The organism is Amycolatopsis kentuckyensis, assembly GCF_041679295.1.
Classification (GTDB): domain Bacteria; phylum Actinomycetota; class Actinomycetes; order Mycobacteriales; family Pseudonocardiaceae; genus Amycolatopsis; species Amycolatopsis kentuckyensis_A.
The window spans coordinates 119221-137748 of sequence record NZ_JBGDMD010000005.1; the positions used below are offsets into that span (position 1 = coordinate 119221).

Annotated in this window: 20 protein-coding genes and 1 tRNA gene; 12 read left to right on the forward strand and 9 right to left on the reverse strand. The window is 69.4% G+C overall.

All coding sequences use genetic code 11. The features are described 5' to 3' along the window. Positions 1-95 precede the first annotated feature (95 nt). Positions 96-608, forward strand: a complete 513-nt coding sequence (locus ACERZO_RS21555) for a hypothetical protein (RefSeq protein WP_372666529.1) — start codon at positions 96-98, stop codon at positions 606-608. A gap of 2 nt (positions 609-610) precedes the next feature. Here the strand turns inward: ACERZO_RS21555 and ACERZO_RS21560 are convergent, their stop codons facing one another. Continuing rightward, positions 611-1600, reverse strand: a complete 990-nt coding sequence (locus ACERZO_RS21560) for a mechanosensitive ion channel family protein (protein ID WP_372666530.1) — start codon at positions 1598-1600, stop codon at positions 611-613. Between the two features lie 358 nt (positions 1601-1958). Here ACERZO_RS21560 and ACERZO_RS21565 point away from each other — a divergent pair, with 358 nt between their 5' ends. Then, positions 1959-2456 (forward strand): HNH endonuclease, encoded by a 498-nt coding sequence (locus tag ACERZO_RS21565; RefSeq protein WP_329044121.1) that lies wholly within the window; start codon positions 1959-1961, stop codon positions 2454-2456. A 117-nt stretch (positions 2457-2573) separates the two neighbouring features. Here the strand turns inward: ACERZO_RS21565 and ACERZO_RS21570 are convergent, their stop codons facing one another. Further along, entirely contained in the window at positions 2574-2945 is a 372-nt protein-coding gene (locus ACERZO_RS21570; RefSeq protein ID WP_372666531.1) for a hypothetical protein, read from the reverse strand. A 278-nt stretch (positions 2946-3223) separates the two neighbouring features. On the opposite strand from ACERZO_RS21570, the gene ctaJ reads away from it, so the two are divergent. Both ctaJ and ACERZO_RS21580 read left to right on the forward strand, forming a co-directional pair. Then, positions 3224-3478, forward strand: coding sequence for an aa3-type cytochrome oxidase subunit CtaJ (gene ctaJ, locus ACERZO_RS21575; protein WP_372666532.1), 255 nt, complete (start codon positions 3224-3226; stop codon positions 3476-3478). Continuing rightward, positions 3465-3953, forward strand: coding sequence for a DUF5130 family protein (locus ACERZO_RS21580; protein ID WP_372666533.1), 489 nt, complete (start codon positions 3465-3467; stop codon positions 3951-3953). Before ctaJ ends, ACERZO_RS21580 begins: the two co-directional genes overlap by 14 nt. A gap of 572 nt (positions 3954-4525) precedes the next feature. On the opposite strand, the gene pepN is transcribed toward ACERZO_RS21580, so the two are convergent. After that, positions 4526-7093: an aminopeptidase N gene (gene pepN / locus ACERZO_RS21585; protein WP_372667200.1), complete on the reverse strand. Its 2568-nt coding sequence runs from the start codon at positions 7091-7093 to the stop codon at positions 4526-4528. Positions 7094-7246: 153 nt separating this feature from the next. On the opposite strand from pepN, the gene ACERZO_RS21590 reads away from it, so the two are divergent. Continuing rightward, entirely contained in the window at positions 7247-7867 is a 621-nt protein-coding gene (locus ACERZO_RS21590) for a mycothiol-dependent nitroreductase Rv2466c family protein (RefSeq protein ID WP_372666534.1), read from the forward strand. Positions 7868-7874: 7 nt separating this feature from the next. Here the strand turns inward: ACERZO_RS21590 and ACERZO_RS21595 are convergent, their stop codons facing one another. After that, positions 7875-8684: an MBL fold metallo-hydrolase gene (locus tag ACERZO_RS21595; RefSeq protein ID WP_372666535.1), complete on the reverse strand. Its 810-nt coding sequence runs from the start codon at positions 8682-8684 to the stop codon at positions 7875-7877. Next, positions 8681-9403: a 2-phosphosulfolactate phosphatase gene (locus ACERZO_RS21600; protein WP_372666536.1), complete on the reverse strand. Its 723-nt coding sequence runs from the start codon at positions 9401-9403 to the stop codon at positions 8681-8683. Before ACERZO_RS21600 ends, ACERZO_RS21595 begins: the two co-directional genes overlap by 4 nt. Positions 9404-9447: 44 nt before the next feature. Here ACERZO_RS21600 and ACERZO_RS21605 point away from each other — a divergent pair, with 44 nt between their 5' ends. Continuing rightward, positions 9448-9921 (forward strand): ribose-5-phosphate isomerase, encoded by a 474-nt coding sequence (locus tag ACERZO_RS21605; RefSeq protein ID WP_086671433.1) that lies wholly within the window; start codon positions 9448-9450, stop codon positions 9919-9921. After that, complete coding sequence (locus ACERZO_RS21610) at positions 9921-10727, forward strand: Fpg/Nei family DNA glycosylase (protein WP_372666537.1); 807 nt, start codon at positions 9921-9923, stop codon at positions 10725-10727. The genes ACERZO_RS21605 and ACERZO_RS21610 overlap by 1 nt, the downstream gene beginning before the upstream one ends. Positions 10728-10793: 66 nt before the next feature. Here the strand turns inward: ACERZO_RS21610 and ACERZO_RS21615 are convergent, their stop codons facing one another. Then, positions 10794-11615 (reverse strand): hypothetical protein, encoded by an 822-nt coding sequence (locus tag ACERZO_RS21615; RefSeq protein ID WP_372666538.1) that lies wholly within the window; start codon positions 11613-11615, stop codon positions 10794-10796. Between the two features lie 147 nt (positions 11616-11762). Between ACERZO_RS21615 and ACERZO_RS21620 the strand changes: the two genes are divergently transcribed. From ACERZO_RS21620 to ACERZO_RS21630, 3 genes are all read left to right on the forward strand, one after another. After that, positions 11763-12638: a TIGR03619 family F420-dependent LLM class oxidoreductase gene (locus tag ACERZO_RS21620; RefSeq protein ID WP_372666539.1), complete on the forward strand. Its 876-nt coding sequence runs from the start codon at positions 11763-11765 to the stop codon at positions 12636-12638. A 5-nt stretch (positions 12639-12643) separates the two neighbouring features. Continuing rightward, a complete protein-coding gene (locus ACERZO_RS21625; RefSeq protein ID WP_372666540.1) occupies positions 12644-13090 on the forward strand; it encodes a nuclear transport factor 2 family protein in 447 nt (148 codons plus the stop codon). A 115-nt stretch (positions 13091-13205) separates the two neighbouring features. Beyond that, entirely contained in the window at positions 13206-14774 is a 1569-nt protein-coding gene (locus ACERZO_RS21630) for a carbohydrate-binding protein (RefSeq protein WP_372666541.1), read from the forward strand. On the opposite strand, the gene ACERZO_RS21635 is transcribed toward ACERZO_RS21630, so the two are convergent. Next, on the reverse strand, positions 14753-15112 hold the full coding sequence (locus ACERZO_RS21635) for a winged helix-turn-helix transcriptional regulator (protein ID WP_372666542.1): 360 nt from the start codon (positions 15110-15112) through the stop codon (positions 14753-14755). The genes ACERZO_RS21630 and ACERZO_RS21635 overlap by 22 nt on opposite strands. Before the next feature lie 67 nt (positions 15113-15179). Between ACERZO_RS21635 and ACERZO_RS21640 the strand changes: the two genes are divergently transcribed. Both ACERZO_RS21640 and ACERZO_RS21645 read left to right on the forward strand, forming a co-directional pair. Beyond that, on the forward strand, positions 15180-15959 hold the full coding sequence (locus ACERZO_RS21640) for an NAD(P)H-binding protein (protein WP_372666543.1): 780 nt from the start codon (positions 15180-15182) through the stop codon (positions 15957-15959). Then, positions 15956-16741 carry a haloalkane dehalogenase gene (locus ACERZO_RS21645; protein ID WP_372666544.1) on the forward strand — a complete coding sequence of 262 codons (786 nt, stop codon included), beginning with the start codon at positions 15956-15958 and terminating at the stop codon, positions 16739-16741. The genes ACERZO_RS21640 and ACERZO_RS21645 overlap by 4 nt, the downstream gene beginning before the upstream one ends. A 31-nt stretch (positions 16742-16772) precedes the next feature. Here the strand turns inward: ACERZO_RS21645 and ACERZO_RS21650 are convergent, their stop codons facing one another. Then, positions 16773-17252: a hypothetical protein gene (locus tag ACERZO_RS21650; protein ID WP_372666545.1), complete on the reverse strand. Its 480-nt coding sequence runs from the start codon at positions 17250-17252 to the stop codon at positions 16773-16775. Positions 17253-18379: 1127 nt separating this feature from the next. Continuing rightward, positions 18380-18456: transfer RNA gene (locus ACERZO_RS21655), tRNA-Pro, on the reverse strand. Between the last annotated feature and the right edge of the window lie 72 nt (positions 18457-18528).

Genomic DNA, 18528 nt, shown 5'->3' on the forward strand with positions numbered 1-18528 from the left:
CTTCGGGTACGGGTTCCCGACGCCCGGTCCCGTTCCTTCCGGTAGGTCGCAAACCCGTTTCCCAGCGTAACGGCGCCTCGCTACGGTTTCCGACCGTGACGACCACCTTGGACCACTGGCGCGACCACCCGGAACGCTGGGCCGAGCTCGCCCACACCGCGATCCGCGGCCCGGACGGCGAGCCCGACGACGCCCACCGCGCGGCCCGCGAGGCGGTCCTGCGCCTGCTGCTGCGGGACCGCCGGGACTCCGATGCCGGGTTCCTCCGGTTCCTGCTGGACCAGGAGATCCGGCTGCACGACGACGACTGGGGTTACGCGGACAGCCTCGGCTTGGCGGCGCTGCTGCTGAACGAATGCGGCGAAGCCGGGGACGTCTGGCAGCTCAGCGAGGCCAAGTACACGACCTTCGACACCTCGTGCGGGCTCGACGCCTTCCTGCTGTTCCCCGCCGGGGTGGCCGCGACGCTCGAGCACGTCGAGCGCAGCGACCACCCCGACCGGGACGAAGTGGCGGCCGACCTGCGTGAACACCTGGCGCACGACCCCGGCCTCGACCACGACCGGGCCGCCCGGCTCGCCGCGATGCGCGAGTACCACTCAGGCTGACGTCACTTCTCGATGGCCGGCGCGGAGCCGGGGAACAGCCGGCCGAGCGGGGGCTCGAACCCCGCCTCTTCCAGCGCCGCGAGCAGCTGGGCGCGCAGGGCCCGCTGGACCGCCCACTGCTTGCCCGGCCGCACCTTCACGGTCAGGCGCAGCTGGATGCCCTCCGGCGTGACGCTTTCCACACCCAGCATCTCCGGCGGCTCGAGGACGTTGTCCTTGAGCAGGTCGCTTTCCGCCGCCGCCGCGGCCGTCTCGCCGAGCACGGTGCTCGCGCGCTCGACGTCGGCGGTGTAGCCGAGGGGGACGTCGACGACCGCGACCGCGAAGCCCTGGCTCGAGTTGCCGACGCGCAGCACCTCGCCGTTGCGGACGTACCAGACCGTACCCTTGAGGTCGCGCAGCGTGGTGATCCGCAGGCCGACCGCCTCGACCGTGCCCGTCGCCTCGCCGATGTCGACGATGTCGCCGACGCCGTACTGGTCCTCGACCATCATGAAGATGCCGGACAGGAAGTCCTTGACGAGGTTCTGCGCGCCGAACCCGATCGCGACGCCGATGATGCCGGCCGACGCGATGATCGGGCCGAGGTTCAGGCCGAGCTCGCCCAGCACGAGGATGAACGCGAGGCCGTAGACCAGGAACGTCGCCATCGACTTGAGCACCGAGCCGATGGTCTGGGCGCGCTGGCGGCGGCGTTCGATCACCGCGGAGCCGAGCACCTCGGGGGCGCGCTCGCGCAGGGGGCGCAGCAGGGCGGGGAGCTTCCCGCTGCCGCGCGGCAGGGTGGTGACGCGGTTGATCAGCCGTCTGATCAGCAACCGCACGACGAACGCGATCACGATGATCATCAGGATCTTGAGCGGCTTCGTCAGCAGCCAGTTCGTCGAGCCGGCCAGCCACTCGTTGCCGGTGGCCTTGAACACCTGATAGCACAAAGTGGACGCGTCGTTGATGCACGGCGTCTGGCCGGCGGCGGTGAGCAAGGGGGACACGGGAGTTCGATCATCCTTCCGATCAGGTCGGGGAGCCCAACGATAAGTGGATGTTGGGTCGCGCGGATGTGACACGTCTTGTAACACACGTGCGCTGGGGGCCTGTTCTGTGGTCGACTATGCCTACGCCCCTGGAGGTGGTCGAGTGCCAGACCGACAACCCAGCCCCCGCGGCGCCTCCGGCCAAGCCATGGCCGACGAGACGCCAGAGGTGGTCCTGCGCGCCTATCCGGGGGGTTCCGCATCCGGCGGAGCCGTCCCGGCCGGGCCGGGGAACCGCCCAGGGGGAGTTACCCGCCCGCCCGGACAGCGTAGTAGAGGCCGCGATCCGGCTGCCCCGGCCTGGGGCCGGCGCCGGGTGCTCCTGCTCAACGCCACTTTCGAGCCGCTGACCGCGCTACCGCTGCGGCGGGCCGTGGTGCTGGTGATGTGCGGCAAGGCCGAAGTGGTGCACGGCGACCCCGGCGGCATCGAGCTGCATTCGGCCAAGGTGTCGCTGCCGGTGCCCTCGGTGATCCGGCTCAGCACGTACGTGCGCGTGCCCTACCGGGCGCAGGTGCCGCTCACCCGCGCCGGGCTGATGCACCGCGACCGGTACCGCTGCGCCTACTGCGGGGGGCGGGCCGAGACGATCGACCACGTCATCCCGCGCAGCCGTGGCGGACCCCACGCCTGGACGAACTGCGTCGCCTGCTGCGCCAAGTGCAACCACCGCAAGGCGGACCGGTTGCTCTCGGAGATCGGCTGGCGGTTGCGCGTGGTCCCGCGGGCGCCCCACGGCCCGCATTGGCGGCTGCTCGCGCATTCCAAGGAGGCCGATCCGCTCTGGCGTCCGTATCTGGGCTCCGCCGCCTAGTGTCGGCCGGCTGACGGAGCCCCGGACATGCCGGCGCCCCGGCTGCCTGTGCGGCGGCCGGGGCGAGCCGGGTGCTTGCGCGCGTTCAGGTAGTGCGTGCGGCCCTGGAGTACGGGTTCAGGCAGCGAGCGCGTAGTCGCTCTGGCAGGTGACGCGGGTCCCCAGGGTGACGCGCGTGCCGCGGGTCACGCGGGTGCCTCGCGTGACGCGGGTGCCGCAGGTGACGCGCGTGCCCGCCGTGACCCGCGTGCCCATCGTGACCCGGGTGCCCCTGGTGACCCGCGTACCGCGGGTGACGCGCGTGCCGGCCGTCACCCGGGTGCCCGCCGTGACGCGCGTTCCCGCCGTGACGCGTGTACCGCGAGTGACGCGTGTACCCCGGGTAACCCTTGTGCCCGCCGTCACACGGGTGCCGGGCACGAATTCGGTGTCGCTGGGTGACGAGAAGGTCTCGGTGATCGCCTGTGCGGGGGTGTGGGCGCTGTTCATGGCAAGGCCTCCTGGGACCGGTGCGTTACCTGCTGGGGCTGGGGAGCGGGGCGCAAGGCCCGTACAGGTGAAAAAGCTACGAGGATTTCAAGGCTGCGACAAGACGACAGCGGCGGGTGCGGCCGCCTGTACGTTGAGTTGCAACCTTTCGGCCCGACGGTCTTCGCCCCAACGTTCCAGTGGCCGCGAGCCAAGCGGCGGACGGCATCCGGCTTACGACGAACGGTCGAGTGCGCCGCGCGCGGTGGGCGTGGAGGTCATCCGATACGCTCAGCGCCGTGAACGTTGTCGAGACGATCGTGGTCTTCGCCGTGATCCCGCTGGCCATCTACGGTCTCGCCGGGCTGCTGACGCTCCGGCGCAGGTCCGGTGGGGCTCCGCGGTACCGGTCCGGCCAGGCTTGGGAGTACCCGGCCATGTGGTGGAGCGCCAACCCCGAAGGGGTCGGTGCCGGGCACCGGCACGCCGGCGCCGAGAACAGCGCGCCCGAGGGCGCCCCGACCGCGGCGGGAGGCGCTCGTGGCAACTGGTGAGCTGACGAAGCGCGTCGACGAGTCCGAACTGGGCTACGGCGAGGCTTTGACGTCGAGCGGCCGCGTGTCGGCCGCGAAGATGTACGAGCCCGAGGTGCCGACGAGCCCGTTCAACACCCGTCAGCTGAGCCGCCTGGACGAAGCGCTGACGTTCGCGAGCCGCGAGACCGGGCTGGACTTCAGCCTGTACCTCGGCGAGTTGGGGACGGACAGCCGATCGGCGGCGGAGAAGCTCCACGCGACGACGGCGGACCCGGCGAACTCGGTCCTGATCGCGGTCTCGCCGGGCGAGAAGCTGATCGAGATCGTGACGGGCAAGACGGCGTACGTCCGGCTGCCCGACCGCGGCTGCAAGCTGGCGGTGGCGAGCATGGTGGCGTCCTTCAAGGAGGGCGATTTGGTTCGCGGGCTGGTGAACGGCTTGGTGAACGCGCTGCGCATGCTGTCCGACCAGGCGGGCCCCGCGCCCCGCTGACGTGTCTTTACGAAGAGCCCCGCACCGGCTGGTGCGGGGCTCTTTCACGTCCTGGCGCCGGGGGCCGGCTGTCGCCGCGGCGAGGCCTGGCTCGTCATGAACGAGTCGTTCACCTCGCCGGATGCGATGAACGAGTCGTTGATGACCATCGAAGCTCGGCGTCCCGCCGAAGCGCCTCTTCGGCCCGGCATTCCGCGGGCGGGGCGGGGGCAGCTGTCCTGTCAAAGCTCTTCCGGCACCCCGAAGCTGTCATGGTGACTACGGCCGGCAACACCGCGTCAAGGCGGGAAAGATGCCTTGACCCGGCGCTGCCGGCCGTGTTGTGGCTTCGGATCGGGGTGCGGGGGAGTCTGGGTTCTCGTCGGTGCACGTTCTCGGGGGCCTCTTGCCTTTGGTGTCGGCTTTTGTGGCGTGGTGAGGCGGTGGGCAGTCAGTCGTTCAGGCGGGGTTGGCGGATGTCATGAATGAGTCATTCATGTCGTCCGGCCCGCCTCGAGACACCGATAAGCCCCGCTGACGCACAGACGAAAGGGGCCCCGCACCAACCGGTGCGGGGCCCCTTTTCCGTCCGATCAGGCCTGCGCGTCGAAGTCCCGCGCCGCCAACGCCCGCACGATCCCCGCCCGGCCCTCCGAAACCAACCGCCGCAGCGCCTGCGAGTGCTCACCCGCCAGCCACTCGTCCGACGCCGTCACCGTCTCCGGGTCCACCGCCCACGACGGGTACAGCCCGATCGCGATCGGCTGTGCCCGCTCGCTCGACCGTCGCTGCCACACCTCGTCGATCACCTGGAAGTACTGCGGGACGTACGAGCCCAGCAGCGCCTTCTGGCCCGGGTGGGAGAAGCCCGAGATCAACGAGTCGCTGACCGCGTTCGGCAGCTCGTCGTCGTACACCGCTCGCTGCCACGCGTCGGCCTTGGCCTCCGCCGTCGGGCGCAGCGCCCGGGCGCGCTCGGCCTGGCGGCGGCCCGTTGCCGTGTTGTCGCGGGCCAGCTCCGCGTCGATCTCCGGGCTGTCCGCCCGGCCGTGCGCCACCAGCGCGTGCAGCAGCCGCCAGCGCAGGTCCGTGTCGACCGTGAGGCCCGGCAGCGGCGCCGACTCGTCCAGCCAGCCGGCCAGCACGTCCAATGTGGACGCGTCCAGCACCGACCCGGAAAGGGAGTTGACGAACGCCAGCTGGTGGTCCGAACCCGGCTCGGCGCCGCGGACCAGCTCCAGCAGCCGCGCGGTGAACGCCGGCCAGCCGGTCGAGGCCGCCCACTCCTGCTCCGCGTAGGAGTTCAACGCCGTCTGGGCCTGCAGCAGCAGCCGCTGGACCACGCCGACCTCGGTCTCCGTGTGGATGCCGCGCTGCACCAGCGTGACGAAGTCGCGGGCCTTCAGCTCGGCCTCGCGCGTCATCTCCCACGCCGCCGACCAGCACAGCGTCCGCGGGAGCGGCTCGGTGATGTCGGCGACGCGGTCGATCAGCGTCGTCAGCGACGCCGGGTCGAGGCGCATCGTGCAGTACGTCAGGTCGTCGTCGTTGACCAGCACCAGCTTGCCCGCGGGCCGCCCGACCAGGGCCGGCACCTCGGTGCGCTCGCCGTCGACGTCGAGCTCGACGCGCTGGGTCCGGACGATCTTGCCCGAGCCGTCCTCGTCGTAGATCCCGACGGCGACGCGGTGCGTGCGCAGCTCACCGGCGCCCGGCTTCGCGCCGGACTGCACGACGGCGAACGAGGTGAACGTCCCGTCCGCGCCGACCTCGTAGCGCGGGCTCAGCGAGTTGAGCCCGGTCGTCTCCAGCCACTGCGCGCTCCACCACGACAGGTCGCGCCCGGACGCCTCCTCCAGCGCGCCCAGCAGGTCGGCCAGGGTCGCGTTGCCCCAGGCGTGCTTGCCGAAGTACACCCGCAGGCCGTCGAGGAAGTGGTCGAGCCCGACGTAGGCGACGAGCTGCTTGAGCACGCTCGCGCCCTTGGCGTAGGTGATGCCGTCGAAGTTCACCTCGACCGCGTGCAGGTCGACGATGTCGGCCGCGATCGGGTGCGTCGAGGGCAGCTGGTCCTGCCGGTAGGCCCACGACTTCTCGATGTTCGCGAAGCTGGTCCACGCGTTCTTGTACTCGGTGGCCTCGGCCTGGGCCAGGACGCTCGCGAAGGTCGCGAACGACTCGTTCAGCCACAGGTCGTCCCACCAGCGCATGGTGACCAGGTCGCCGAACCACATGTGCGCCATCTCGTGCAGCAGCGTCTCGGCGCGCCGCTCGTAGGCGTAGCGGGTGACGCGGCTGCGGAAGACGTAGTCCTCCAGGAACGTCACCGCGCCGGCGTTCTCCATCGCGCCCGCGTTGAACTCCGGCACGAACAGCTGGTCGTACTTGGAGAACGGGTAGGGCGTGCCGAACTTCTCGTGGTAGAACGCGAAACCCTGCTTGGTCTCGGTGAACAGCTTGTCCGCGTCCATGTGCTCGGCCAGCGACGCGCGGCAGTAGATGCCGAGCGGGATGGTCTTGTGCTCGTCGGTGTACTCGTCGCGCCACTCGGCGTACGGGCCGGCGATCAGCGCGACCAGGTACGTCGAGAGCCGCTCGGACTCCTTGAACACCGTCCGGACGGCGCCCTCGGGCGTCTCCTCGGTGGACTCGGCCGCGGTGTTCGAGATGACCTTCCAGTCCTTCGGCGCGATCACGGTGAGCCGGTAGACGGACTTGAGGTCGGGCTGGTCGAAGCAGGCGAACATGCGCTTGGCGTCGGCCGTCTCGAACTGCGTGTACAGGTAGACGCCGTCGTCGACGGGGTCGACGAACCGGTGCAGGCCCTCGCCGGTGTTCATGTACCGGCAGTCGGCGGTGACCGTGAGCTCGTTCGCCTCGGCGAGGCCGGCGAGCGCGATGCCCTTGTCTTCGACGTACGCGCTGACGTCGACGTCCGCGCCGTTCAGGGTGGCCGAGTGCACGCGGTCGGCGACGATGTCGACCCACGTGTCTTCGCCGGCCCGGGCGCTCGAGAACCGGACGGTCGTCGTCGACGCGAAGGTCTTCTCCCCGGGACCGCCGTGGCCGTCGGTGAGGTCCAGCTCGATGTCGTATCCGGTGACGTCGAGCAGGTCCGCGCGCAGCTTGGCTTGGTCGCGGGTCAGGTTGGGGGCGGGCACAGGCACCTCTGGTCGTTGGTATCGGTTTTCAACTCCCCGCATCCAATCATGGGGACGGGGTGGCGGGCGATAAGGGAACAAGCCCGGGCCCGGTGGTGTTGGCCCGTCATGTGGGAGTCCGCCCACATCGAGACGTCACTCAGGAGTACCCCGATGACCGCTGCCGAGCAGCCCACGAAGGTCGATTTCTACTTCGACCCGATCTGCCCGTTCGCGTGGATCACCTCCCGCTGGATCCTGGAGGTGGAGAAGCACCGCAACCTCGACCTGCGCTTCCGGATCATGAGCTTGTCGGTGCTCAACGAGGGCCGGGACGAGCTGCCCGAGCAGTACAAGGAGCTGCTGGCGAAGGGCTGGGGCCCGGTGCGCGTGGCCGTGGCGCTGTCGCAGCTCAAGGGCGAAGAGATGCTGCGCGACTACTACACCGAGTTCGGCATCCGCTACCACAACCAGGGCAACAAGGACCGTGACGTGGTCATCAAGGAGGCGCTGGCCGCCATCGGCGCGCCGGCCGAGCTCTTCGACGCCGCGGACTCCACGGAGTACGACGAGGCGCTGAAGAAGAGCCACCACGAGGGGATGGACCCGGTCGGCCAGGACGTCGGCACCCCGACGATCCACATCGACGGCGTGGCGTTCTTCGGCCCGGTGCTCAGCTCGATCCCGCGCGGCGAAGACGCGCTGAAGGTGTTCGACGGCGCCGTCGCGCTGGCGAGCTACCCGGACTTCTTCGAGCTGAAGCGCACCCGGACGGGCGACCTCAACTTCGACTGAGCCGCCTTCAAGGCGTCGCGAGGGCGGCCAAGGTGACGTCGCTGGGGTAGCGGGAGGCTGCCACGGCGGCCACCTCGGTCGTCTCGCCGCGGCCCATGGCCGCCTTGAGCGCGATCAGCTCGTGCAGGCCGTGGCGGTGGTAGCGGACGAAGTCGGCGTCGACCGGGTCGCCGTGGCCGGGCACGATCACCCGCGGCCGCAGCTCGAGGAGCCGGTCGAAGGTGTCCGGCCACGCCGTCAGGTCCGAGCCGGCGCTGAAGGAGAACGCGCTGAAGCCGTGTTCGGCGTTCTCGACCACGTCGCCGGCGAAGAGCACGCCCGCGTCCGGCACGTGCACGACGACGTCGTGGCCGGTGTGGGCGCGCCCGGGGTGCAGCAGGACGGCCGTCCGGCCGCCCAGGTCGAGCTCGGTCCGGTCGGTGAACAGGTGGTCCGGTGCGACGAACGTGGTGCGCGCGATCGCGTCGGCGGTGTCCGCCTTGCCCTGTTCGCGGTAGTAGGCGATCCACTTGGCCCGGTCGGCTTCGGCGGACTCGGCCAGTTCGGTGCGGCAGCCTTCGTGGGCCCAGACGGCGCACGGGCCGAACGCTTCGGTGCCCCAGGTGTGGTCGAAGTGCGCGTGCGTGTAGGCGACCGACCACGGCAGCGGCGTCAGCTCGCGGACCGCCGCCGCCAGCTCGGCGCCCTGTTCCAGGTCGCCGCGGGTGTCGACGACCAGGCAGCGGTCGGCGCCGAGCACCAGCCCGACGGTCAGGTCCAGCTCCTCGTAGCGGCGCGCGTGCACGCCGTCGGCGACCTCGATCCAGCGGCCGGTCATGCCAGTACTCCTTCACGCAGCATCGGGGCAGCATCGCTCACGTCGAGCCGGGAGGCCAGCGCGACGTCGCCGCCGTGGCCCGCCTCGGTCAGCTCGCGGCCGGAGACGCAGGCCGCGAGGGCTTCGACGTCGACCGACCGGGCGGCGAGCGCGGCTTCGGGGGACAGCTTCGCGCCCAGCACGGCCAGGGCGGCGGCGATCGCGCCGGCGCCCATCTGGTCCTCGACGCAGGGCCGCAGCGGCCCGAGCGTCTCGCCGTGGCCGAAGATGTCCACCCCCCAGCGTTCCCCGGCGGCGATCAGCCCAACCGGGCCGCCCAGTTCTCGCGCCTTCGCGGCGACGGCGGACGCGTTGCGCAAGCAGCCCGCGAGGACGTGCGCGCCGGTCGCCGCGGCGGCGTCGCAGAGCGTGGCGCCGTTGGGCGAGGGGAGCGCGAGCAGCGTCCCGGGCGGGATTTCCGTCACAGAAGACGGCCTGAGGGTGAACGCGCCTTCGCCCGCGACCACCGCGCCGGCCGCCCGCGCCTGGGCCACCCCGCGTTCGTCGCGCCACCGCACCGGCAGTACGCGCCCGCCGCGGCCGACCACGAGATCCGTGGTGGTGCCGAAGGAAAGCACGTCGACGACGACCAGCACCGCGCATTCCCGGCCGAGCGCGGCCACGCCTTCGCCGCCCCAGTCGAGCCGGACGTCGTACCCCGTCTGTTCCCAGATCCCCACCCCCGGAGCATGCCCGAAACCGGACCTGATGGCAGACTCCAGCCGTGCGTGTCTACTTGGGATCCGACCATGCCGGTTTCGAGCTGAAGAACCACCTGGTGGCTCACCTGGAGAAGCAGGGCCACGAGGTCACCGACATCGGTCCGCACGTCTACGACGCGGCCGACGACTACCCGGCCTTCTGCGTCGAGACGGCGTTGCGCGTCGTGGCCGACGAAGGCAGCCGCGGCATCGTGGTCGGCGGCTCGGGCAACGGCGAGCAGATCGCCGCCAACAAGGTCCCCGGCGCCCGCGCCGGCCTCGCGTGGAGCGTCGAAACCGCCCAGCTGTGCCGCGAGCACAACCACGCCCAGCTGATCGGCGTCGGCGCCCGGATGCACACCGCCGAGCAGGCGACCGAGATCGTCGAAGCCTTCCTGGCGACCGAGGTCTCGCCGGAGGAGCGGCACGCCCGCCGCGTCCAGCAGCTGCTGGACTACGAGCGCACCGGGACGCCGCCGGCGCTGCCGGAGGCCTGATGCCCGAGGGGCACACGCTCCACCGGCTCGCACGGCTGCACAAGCGCCGGTACGCCGGCGCCCCGGTCGCGGTGAGCAGCCCGCAGGGGCGGTTCGCCGCCGAGGCGTCCCGTTTGGACGGTCGGGTGTTCGCCGGCGCCGAGGCGTACGGCAAGCACCTCTTCCACGACTACGGCCCGGCCGGGATCGTGCACATCCACCTGGGCCTCTACGGCACGTTCGGCGAGTCCCCGCTGCCCGCGCCGGAGCCGGTGGGCCAGGTCCGGCTGCGGCTGGCCGGCCGGACGCACTGGACGGACCTGCGCGGCCCGACGCGGTGCGAGCTGCTCGCCCCGGACCAGGCGGACGAGATCAAGGCCCGCCTCGGGCCGGACCCGCTACGCCGCGACGCGAAACCGGAGCAGGCGTGGGCGCGCGTCTCGCGCTCGAAGACGTCGATCGCGGCGCTGCTGATGGACCAGGCGGTGCTGGCCGGCGTCGGCAACGTGTACCGCGCCGAGGTGCTGTTCCGCCACGGCGTCGCGCCGTTGACGCCGGGCCGCGCGCTGGACCGGGCGTTGTGGGACGACATGTGGGCCGACCTGGTGGTCCTGATGCGCGACGGCGTCCGCGTCGGCCGCATCGACACGGTCCGGCCCGAGCACCTGCCGGAGGCGATGGGCCGCGCGGCCCGGGTGGACCGCCACGGCGGCGAGGTCTACGTCTACCGGCGCGCGGGCGAGCCGTGCCTGGTGTGCGGGACACCGGTGGCGCACTCGGAGCTGGTGGGCCGCAACCTCTACTGGTGCCCCACCTGCCAGAACTGACGTGAATGACTCATTCATGTCGTCAGGCGACATGAATGAGTCATTCACTACGTGCGAAGCCGGGCGTCAGAAGTCGAAACCGCCGCCGTCGAAGCCCCCACCGTCGAAGCCGCCGCCGTCGAAACCGCCGCCGCCCCAGTCGCCGCCGCCCATGTCGCCGCCGCCGTCGCCACCGAAGTCGCCGCCGCCGTCACCACCGCCGTCGCCGCCCGCGTCACCGGACTCGAGCGCGTCCTGCTGACCCGCGTCGTAGCCCGACTCCCAGGCCGACGCGCTGGCGATACCGCTCATGCCGGAGAACATCGCGCTGAACAGGAACATCGACCCGAGACCCCAGGCGCCGGCGACGAGCGCGGGCTTCCACCACGGCTCGCTGTACCAGCCCTGCGGCACCGGCCGCCCGGCCACGCGGCCGCCCGGGTAGTAGTACGGCGTGTCCTGCCCGGCCTCGGGCGAGGCGGCGTAGTGCTGGCCCTCGACGTCGACGTCCCGGCGCTCGGTGACCTTGCCGGCGCGCTCGCGCTCGGCCTCCTCCGGCAGCTGCGGGCCGGGGTCCATGCCCATCGCGACCCGCGCCGCGCGGACGTAGTAGAGGCCTTCGACGGCGGTGTCCTTGACCAGCCGGGCCTGTTCGATCGTGCGTGCCTGCTCCATCTGCGAGCCGGCCGCGTTGTAGCGCTCGGCGGCGTCCGCCATCGCCTGCATCGACGCGGTGTCGTTGCCGTTGAGGTTGAGGACCTGGCCGCCCAGCCGCTCGACCAGGCGCCGGGCGTCGGCCTTGGCGTCGTCGAGCTCCCGCTGCCGGGCCGCGGCGCGCTGCCGCGAGAAATAGAGGCCGCCACCGACGATCACGACGACGAGCACGATCAGGAAGATCGCGGTGCCCATGGACCACTCCCAGAAGTTCGGGGCTCGGTGACCGGAAGTCACCTTTGAATCGGACAACGCGGACGCTACGCGGAGGGTTCCCGGCGAGTGATCCGGCACACCGTCAGAGCTGGCCGAAGAAACTAGAACACGTTATAGTTCGACACCATGAAGTTCACCCTGTCGATCGCGATGAACCCCCTCGATCAGCTGGGCGGGCTCGCCCGGGCCGCCGAAGAGGCCGGCTTCGCCTCCATCGCCCTGCCGGACTCGCTCTTCTACGCCGAAACGGTGGACACGGACTACCCGTACACCCCGGACGGCAGCCGCTTCTGGACCGCGGAGACACCGTGGGTGGACCCGCTCGTCGCGACCGCGGCGATGGGCGCGGTCACCAGCCGGATCCACTTCTACACGTCCGTGCTCAAGCTCGGCTCGCGCAACCCGGTGCTGCTGGCGCGCCAGGTCGGCTCGGCGTCGGTGCTCACCGGCGGCCGGTTCGGCCTCGGGCTCGGCGTCGGCTGGCTGCCGCAGGAGTTCGAGTACTGCGGCGTCCCGTTCGAGCGGCGCGGCAAGCGCGTCGACGAGGCCATCGACGTGCTGCGGCTGATCCTCGACGGCGGGATGGTCGAGTACCACGGCGAGTTCTACGACTTCGACAAGATCCAGATGAGCCCGGCGCCGCCGTCGCGGGTGCCGTTCTACATCGGCGGCCACACCGAGGTCGCGCTGAAGCGCGCGGCCCGCGTCGCCGACGGCTGGTCCTCGGCGATGATGAAGCTGGAAGAGCTGCGCGACACCATCGCCCGGCTGAAGGAGCTGCTGGCCGAGCGCGGCCGCGCCGACGACCCGTTCGAGTACCAGGCTGTCTGCATCGACAAGTTCGGCCTCGACGGCTATCGCGAGCAGGCCGAGGTGGGCGTCACCGACATCATCACCATGCCGTGGGTGTTCGACGGCGTCGGCTTCGACGCGCCGATCGAGCCGAAGCTCGAGGCGATCCGCAGGTTCGGCACCGAAATCATCGCGAAGTTCGAGGAGTGACGGGCATGGGCGTGCAGGTCAGCTGGGACACGGCGGTGGAGCAGCCGCCGGCGCGGCGCGCGGCGTTCGCGTCGATGACCGCGGTGACGGCGGGGGACAAGGAGGCCTGGCTGGCGCTGTTCGCGCCGGACGGCGTCGTCGAGGACCCCGTCGGGCCGTCGTTCTTCGACGAGGAGGGCAAGGGGCACCACGGCCGCGACGGGATCAGCGCGTTCTGGGACAAGACGATCGGCAACGTCGAGCGCTTCGAGTTCACGATCCGCGACTCCCACGCGGCGGGGGACGAGTGCGCCAACGTCGGCACGATCACGACGTACCTGCCGGGCGGCTACCGCGTCGACACCGACGGGGTGTTCGTCTACCGCGTCGGCGAGAACGGCTTGATCACTTCGATGCGGGCGTTCTGGGAGACCGAGCGCGCGATGGCGACGGCCCGGCAGGTGACGGAGTAGCGTCCCGGCCAGCGGAAACCGATTTTCATATCTGATACATGATCTCTTGACCTCAGGTTAGGTAGGACTCTTTACTAACTGGTGTAGACCTCCGATGTCTCACCAGGGAGCAAGCATGTCCTTCCTCCGTCGCACGGCGGTCGCGGCGGCCGCGTTCGCGCTCGCGGCCGGCGGCACCGTCCTGAGCCAGAACCCGGCTTCCGCGCTGGAGAACGGGCTCCTGCGCACCCCGCCGATGGGGTTCAACAACTGGAACTCCACGCAGTGCAAGGCCGACTTCAACGAGACGATGATCCGAGGTATCGCGGACATCTTCGTGAGCAAGGGGCTCAAGGACGCCGGCTACACCTACGTCAACATCGACGACTGCTGGGCGCTGCCGGACCGGAACTCGGCGGGCAACCTGGTGCCGGATCCCGCGCGGTTCCCCAACGGCATCAAGTCGCTGGCCGACTACGTGCACGCGAAGGGCCTGAAGTTCGGCATCTACACGAGCGCCGGCACGAAAACCTGCAACAAGGCCGGCTTCCCCGGCGGTCTCGGCCACGAGCAGCAGGACGCGAACCTCTTCGCCTCCTGGGGTGTCGACTACCTGAAGTACGACAACTGCAACAACCAGGGCGTCGACGCGCAGCAGCGGTACAAGGCGATGCGGGACGCGCTCGCGAAGTCCGGCCGCCCGATCGCGTACTCGATCTGCGAGTGGGGCCAGAACAAGCCGTGGACCTGGGCCGCGCCGGTCGGCAACCTGTGGCGCACCACCGGGGACATCTCCGACAAGTGGTCGAGCATGATCGGCAAGGCCCAGGCGAACCGCGGCCTCGCGCAGTACGCCGGCCCCGGACACTGGAACGACCCGGACATGCTGGAGGTCGGCAACGGCGGCATGACCGCGGCCGAGTACCGCACGCACTTCAGCCTCTGGGCGATGATGGCCGCGCCGCTGCTCATCGGCAGCAACCTGCGCAAGGTGTCCGACGACAGCTTCTCGATCCTGAAGAACACGGACGTGATCGCGCTCGACCAGGACCCGCTGGGCAAGCAGGCGACGGTGCTCAGCGCGAACGGCGGCCTGGTCGTCTACAGCAAGGTGCTGGCGAACGGCGACCGCGCGGTGGCGCTGTCCAACGAGACGGCGGCGACGGCGACGATCAGCACCACGGCGTCGGCGACCGGGATCGGCAGCGCGTCGTCGTACACGCTGAAGGACTTGTGGAGCAAGGCGGTCCGCACGACGTCGGGGACGATCAGCGCTTCGGTGCCCTCGCACGCGACGGTGCTGTACCGCGTGTCGCGCGCCGGTGCTGCGACGCGTTACGAGGCCGAGTCGGCCTCGCTGTCGGCGGGCGGCACGGTGGACTCGAACCACGCGGGCTTCTCGGGAACGGGCTTCGCGAACGGCGCCAACACGGTGGGGAGTTACGTCGAGTGGCAGGTGACCGGACCGGCCTCGGCGCTGACGTTCGGCTACGCGAACGGAACGACGGCGGCGCGCCCGGTGGACATCTCGGTGGACGGCACGGTCGTCGCCACGGGGGTGCCGTTCCCGCCGACGGGCGCGTGGACGACGTGGAGCACGGTGACCCGGTCTTCGGCACTGACCACGGGCTCGCACACGGTGAGGGTCACGGCGACGACAGCGGACGGCCCGGCGAACCTGGACTACCTGGACTTGGCGTCGTAGGCGACCCGGGCCGCCTCGACCTTGTCCAGGTTCGGTGACCACTCGGCGAGGCTGGCGAAGAGCGGGCCGAGGCTGCGGCCGAGGTCGCTGATCTCGTACTCGACGCGCGGCGGGACTTCGGCGTGGTAGGTCCGGGTGATCAGGCCGTCGCGTTCCATCTGACGCAGCCGCTGGGTGAGCACCTTCGGCGTGATGGTGGCGATGAGCCGTTCGAGTTCGACGAACCGCTGCCGTCCGTACTCGTTGAGCGTCCACAGGATCGGCGTCGTCCAGCGGCTGAAGACGATGTCGACCACGGGGGCGATCGGACAGGCCAGCTCGGGTGTGGTTCCGGTCACGTTCGTGGCCTCCAGCCATTACTTTCCTCTAGGTACCTACTATACGTCGGAATGTAGCGTCGCTCCCATGATCACAGTCATGGGAGCGACGGGCAACGTCGGACGGCCGTTGGTGGAGATGCTGACGGCGGCGGGTGAAGAGGTGCGGGCGGTGTCCCGCCGGGGGCCGGTCCCGGCCGACTTGTCGGACGCGGCATCGTTGCGTCCGGTGTTCTCGGGGGCCTCGGCGGTGTTCCTCCTGCTGCCGCCGGGTTTCCGGGGGCCGCTGGAGCCGGTGCTGGCCGAGGCCGGCGGAGCACGGGTGGTGCTGTTGTCGTCGCAGGGCGTCGGAACGGGCCGCCACCCGGCGTTCTTCGAAGACGCGGTCCGGGCGTCGGGTCCGGAGTGGACGATCCTGCGCCCGGGCGGGTTCGCGTCGAACGCGTTCCAGTGGGCGGAAAGCGTGCGTTCATCACGGACGATCTCGGCGCCCTTCGGGGACGTCGGCTTGCCGGTGATCGACCCGTCGGACATCGCCGCGGTGGCCGCGGCGGCGTTGACGGACGCGTCCCACGCCGGTCGGACGTACGAACTGACAGGACCATCGCTGCTGACACCTCGCGACCAGGCAGCGGCGATCGGCGAGGCGCTGGGCGAGCCGGTGGAGTTCATCTCACAGACGCGTTCGGAAGCGTTTTCTGCATTCACGGCCTTCATGCCCGCCGAGGTCGCGGAGGCAACACTGGACATCCTGGGGACGCCGACGCCGGCGGAACAGCGGGTGAGCCCGGACGTGTCACGGGTGCTGGGCCGCCCACCGCGTCCGTTCACGGAGTGGGCCGCGCGCAACGCGGTGGCGTTCAAGTGACCGAGCTGTCCTATGTAGACATCGGGACCGGCGCCCCGGTGGTGTTCCTGCACGGCAACCCGACCTCGTCACACTTGTGGCGCAACGTGATTCCCGCAGTGCCGGGCCGCAGGCTGGCCCCGGACCTGATCGGCATGGGCGCCTCACCGCGGCCGCCGATCGAGTACTCGTTCGACGACCACGCGCGCTACTTGGACGAGTGGTTCGACGCCCTGTCCCTCGACGACGTCGTCCTGGTGGGCCACGACTGGGGCGGAGCGCTGGCGGCGGACTGGGCGTCGCGGCACCCGGGGCGCGTCCGGGGGCTGGCGTTCACGGAGGCGGTCCTGAAGCCGATGACGTGGGCGGAGTTCCCACCGGCGGGAGCGGAGGTGTTCCGCGCGCTCAAAACCCCCGGGGCGGGCGAGCCGGTGATCGACATGTTCCTGAAGTCGCTCCCACCGGAGTACGAAGGCATGTACCCGACACCGGAGTCCCGGATCCCATTGCTGCGCTGGGCGAGTTCGATGCCACTGGGCGGCGAGCCGGCATCGGTGGTGTCCTGGATCGAGTCATTCGACAGGTGGCTGGCATCGTCGACGGAGGTACCGAAGCTCCTGATCACGTTCGACCCGGCCCCGGGCACGATGCTGACCCCACCGATGATCGCCTGGATGAGATCGAACTTCGCAGCACTGGAGGTAGCCCACCACCAGGCGACGGCGGGCCACCACACACCGGAGGAGCAGCCGGAGTTGATCGCCTCGACATTGACGGCGTGGCTGGCTCGGTTACCGGTCTAGGTCATTTCGGCGTAAAAGGATGAAACCGACGTTACTCACCACGCACACTGCCGATTGCATACCATTGTGCCGGCTTCCCCCTCTTCACGACGAGCAGGCGGTCGCCGTCGGCCAGAACGATCCGCCAGCCGTGCTCGTCGGCGGAGTCGAGTTCGGGAATCGACACCGTAATGTCGGAACTGGCTGCAGATTTCGCCGTCCCGGGGGCGTCCGGTGTCGCCGAGTTGGCCGGCGGCGTGGCATGAGCCGAGGCGTAACCGCGGGCGAGCAGATCGGCGGCGAATACGACGGCCATGGCGCCGATGATTGCAATGGCCAGTGCCGCTTGCGAACCCGAGCTCGGGTCGGGCCCCAGCAGCTTGGTGCTCCATCCGGCGAACTGGTCGACGATCAGCGCAACGGCTCCTACGAAGGCTGTCCCGAGGGTCAGGTTGGTCGCTCCAACCGGAATCGGGTCCGCTGCGTTGTCAGACTTTTCCTTGCTGAACACCTTCTCGATCACGTTCGGCATCGGCGTGCTCCCGTCGGATGATGCGCAGGGTTGGGAGCACCTGCGCGGTCGCTAGCGCAGTCGCTCGGCTGGTCGCCTTCGCAACGTCGTCTACCTGAACGTGTCGAGAACGTGTCCGTACGGTATTCGACGCTCGCTCGGGAACAGAGGTTCACCTGGGAAACGTTCGCGGAAACCGACTTAGGCAACGCACGTGACATGCGTCACATTTGAACTTTCTTGCGTATTTGATTGAGCCGGTCGGCGCCTGAACTGTATTTCGATGCAAGGTGGCAGGTGTCCTGCGGATTTGTTCGTTGGTAGCTATTGTAGCTACAATAGCTACTTTGCGTGACCGTTGCGGTTGTGGCTTAATTCGTCGTTGTGAGGAATGAACGGTCTGTTGAGTCGAGAAGCTTTAATGATCGAACTCGTCGGTATTTGGCAGTTGGGTTACTTGTGATCATTGGTGTCCTGATTTTAGTTTTGATATTCGGGGCGGTCTGCCGTGCGCTGACGGTGGAGCAGGTTGACGATTTATTCGCGCTGCTTGGTCCTGTTTTCGCGTTGGCCAGTGCGGTCTTCGCTTATTTCTTCAGGCGAGGCGGGGGGAGTAATTGCTAGTGCTGGCAGCGTCGACGACTTGTATTATATCGTGTGCATTTGGGACTGTCTTGCCTGTCGATTGGGTAGACTGTGGTTCAGTTTGCAGGCTGCTCTGTCGACTGTGGCGAAAATCGGCGTCTTAAGGCTGAGGGCAGCTGTTTAGTGGTGCGGCTGTCGTCAATCAGGTGAGCCAGTTAAAATTCGGTATTCGAGAATCGGTTCGCGCATTGGCGTGGCCGGTGTCTACTCGATCGCAATGCTTGTCGTGTTCTTCGTGGGCGTAGATCGCCTGCCGAAGTTGTCGCGGGTTGTCGACCCGGTCGTGAACTTCCTGCAGGGCGCCGCGCAGCCGGACGCCGCTTCGCTGACGATCAGCCGCAGTGACTGCTGACCGCCGCGAAGACGTCAGCGGACGACCTCGCGGACGAGGAGTCGTCTGGTGGTCCAGGGCTGTATGACGCTCGTACCGAGACAGAAACTGAGACGGCGGAACCACGTCCGAGAGGTGGTTCCGCCGTTCTTGCTGGTCAGAGCTGTAATGCTGGTCGGGATGACAGGATTTGAACCTGCGACCCTCCGCTCCCAAAGCGGATGCGCTACCAAGCTGCGCCACATCCCGTGTCACCCCCTGGGGGGTGTGTGATCAGCCTAGCGGGTCACGCTATCCTGACCTCGCACCCGGGTACCGACG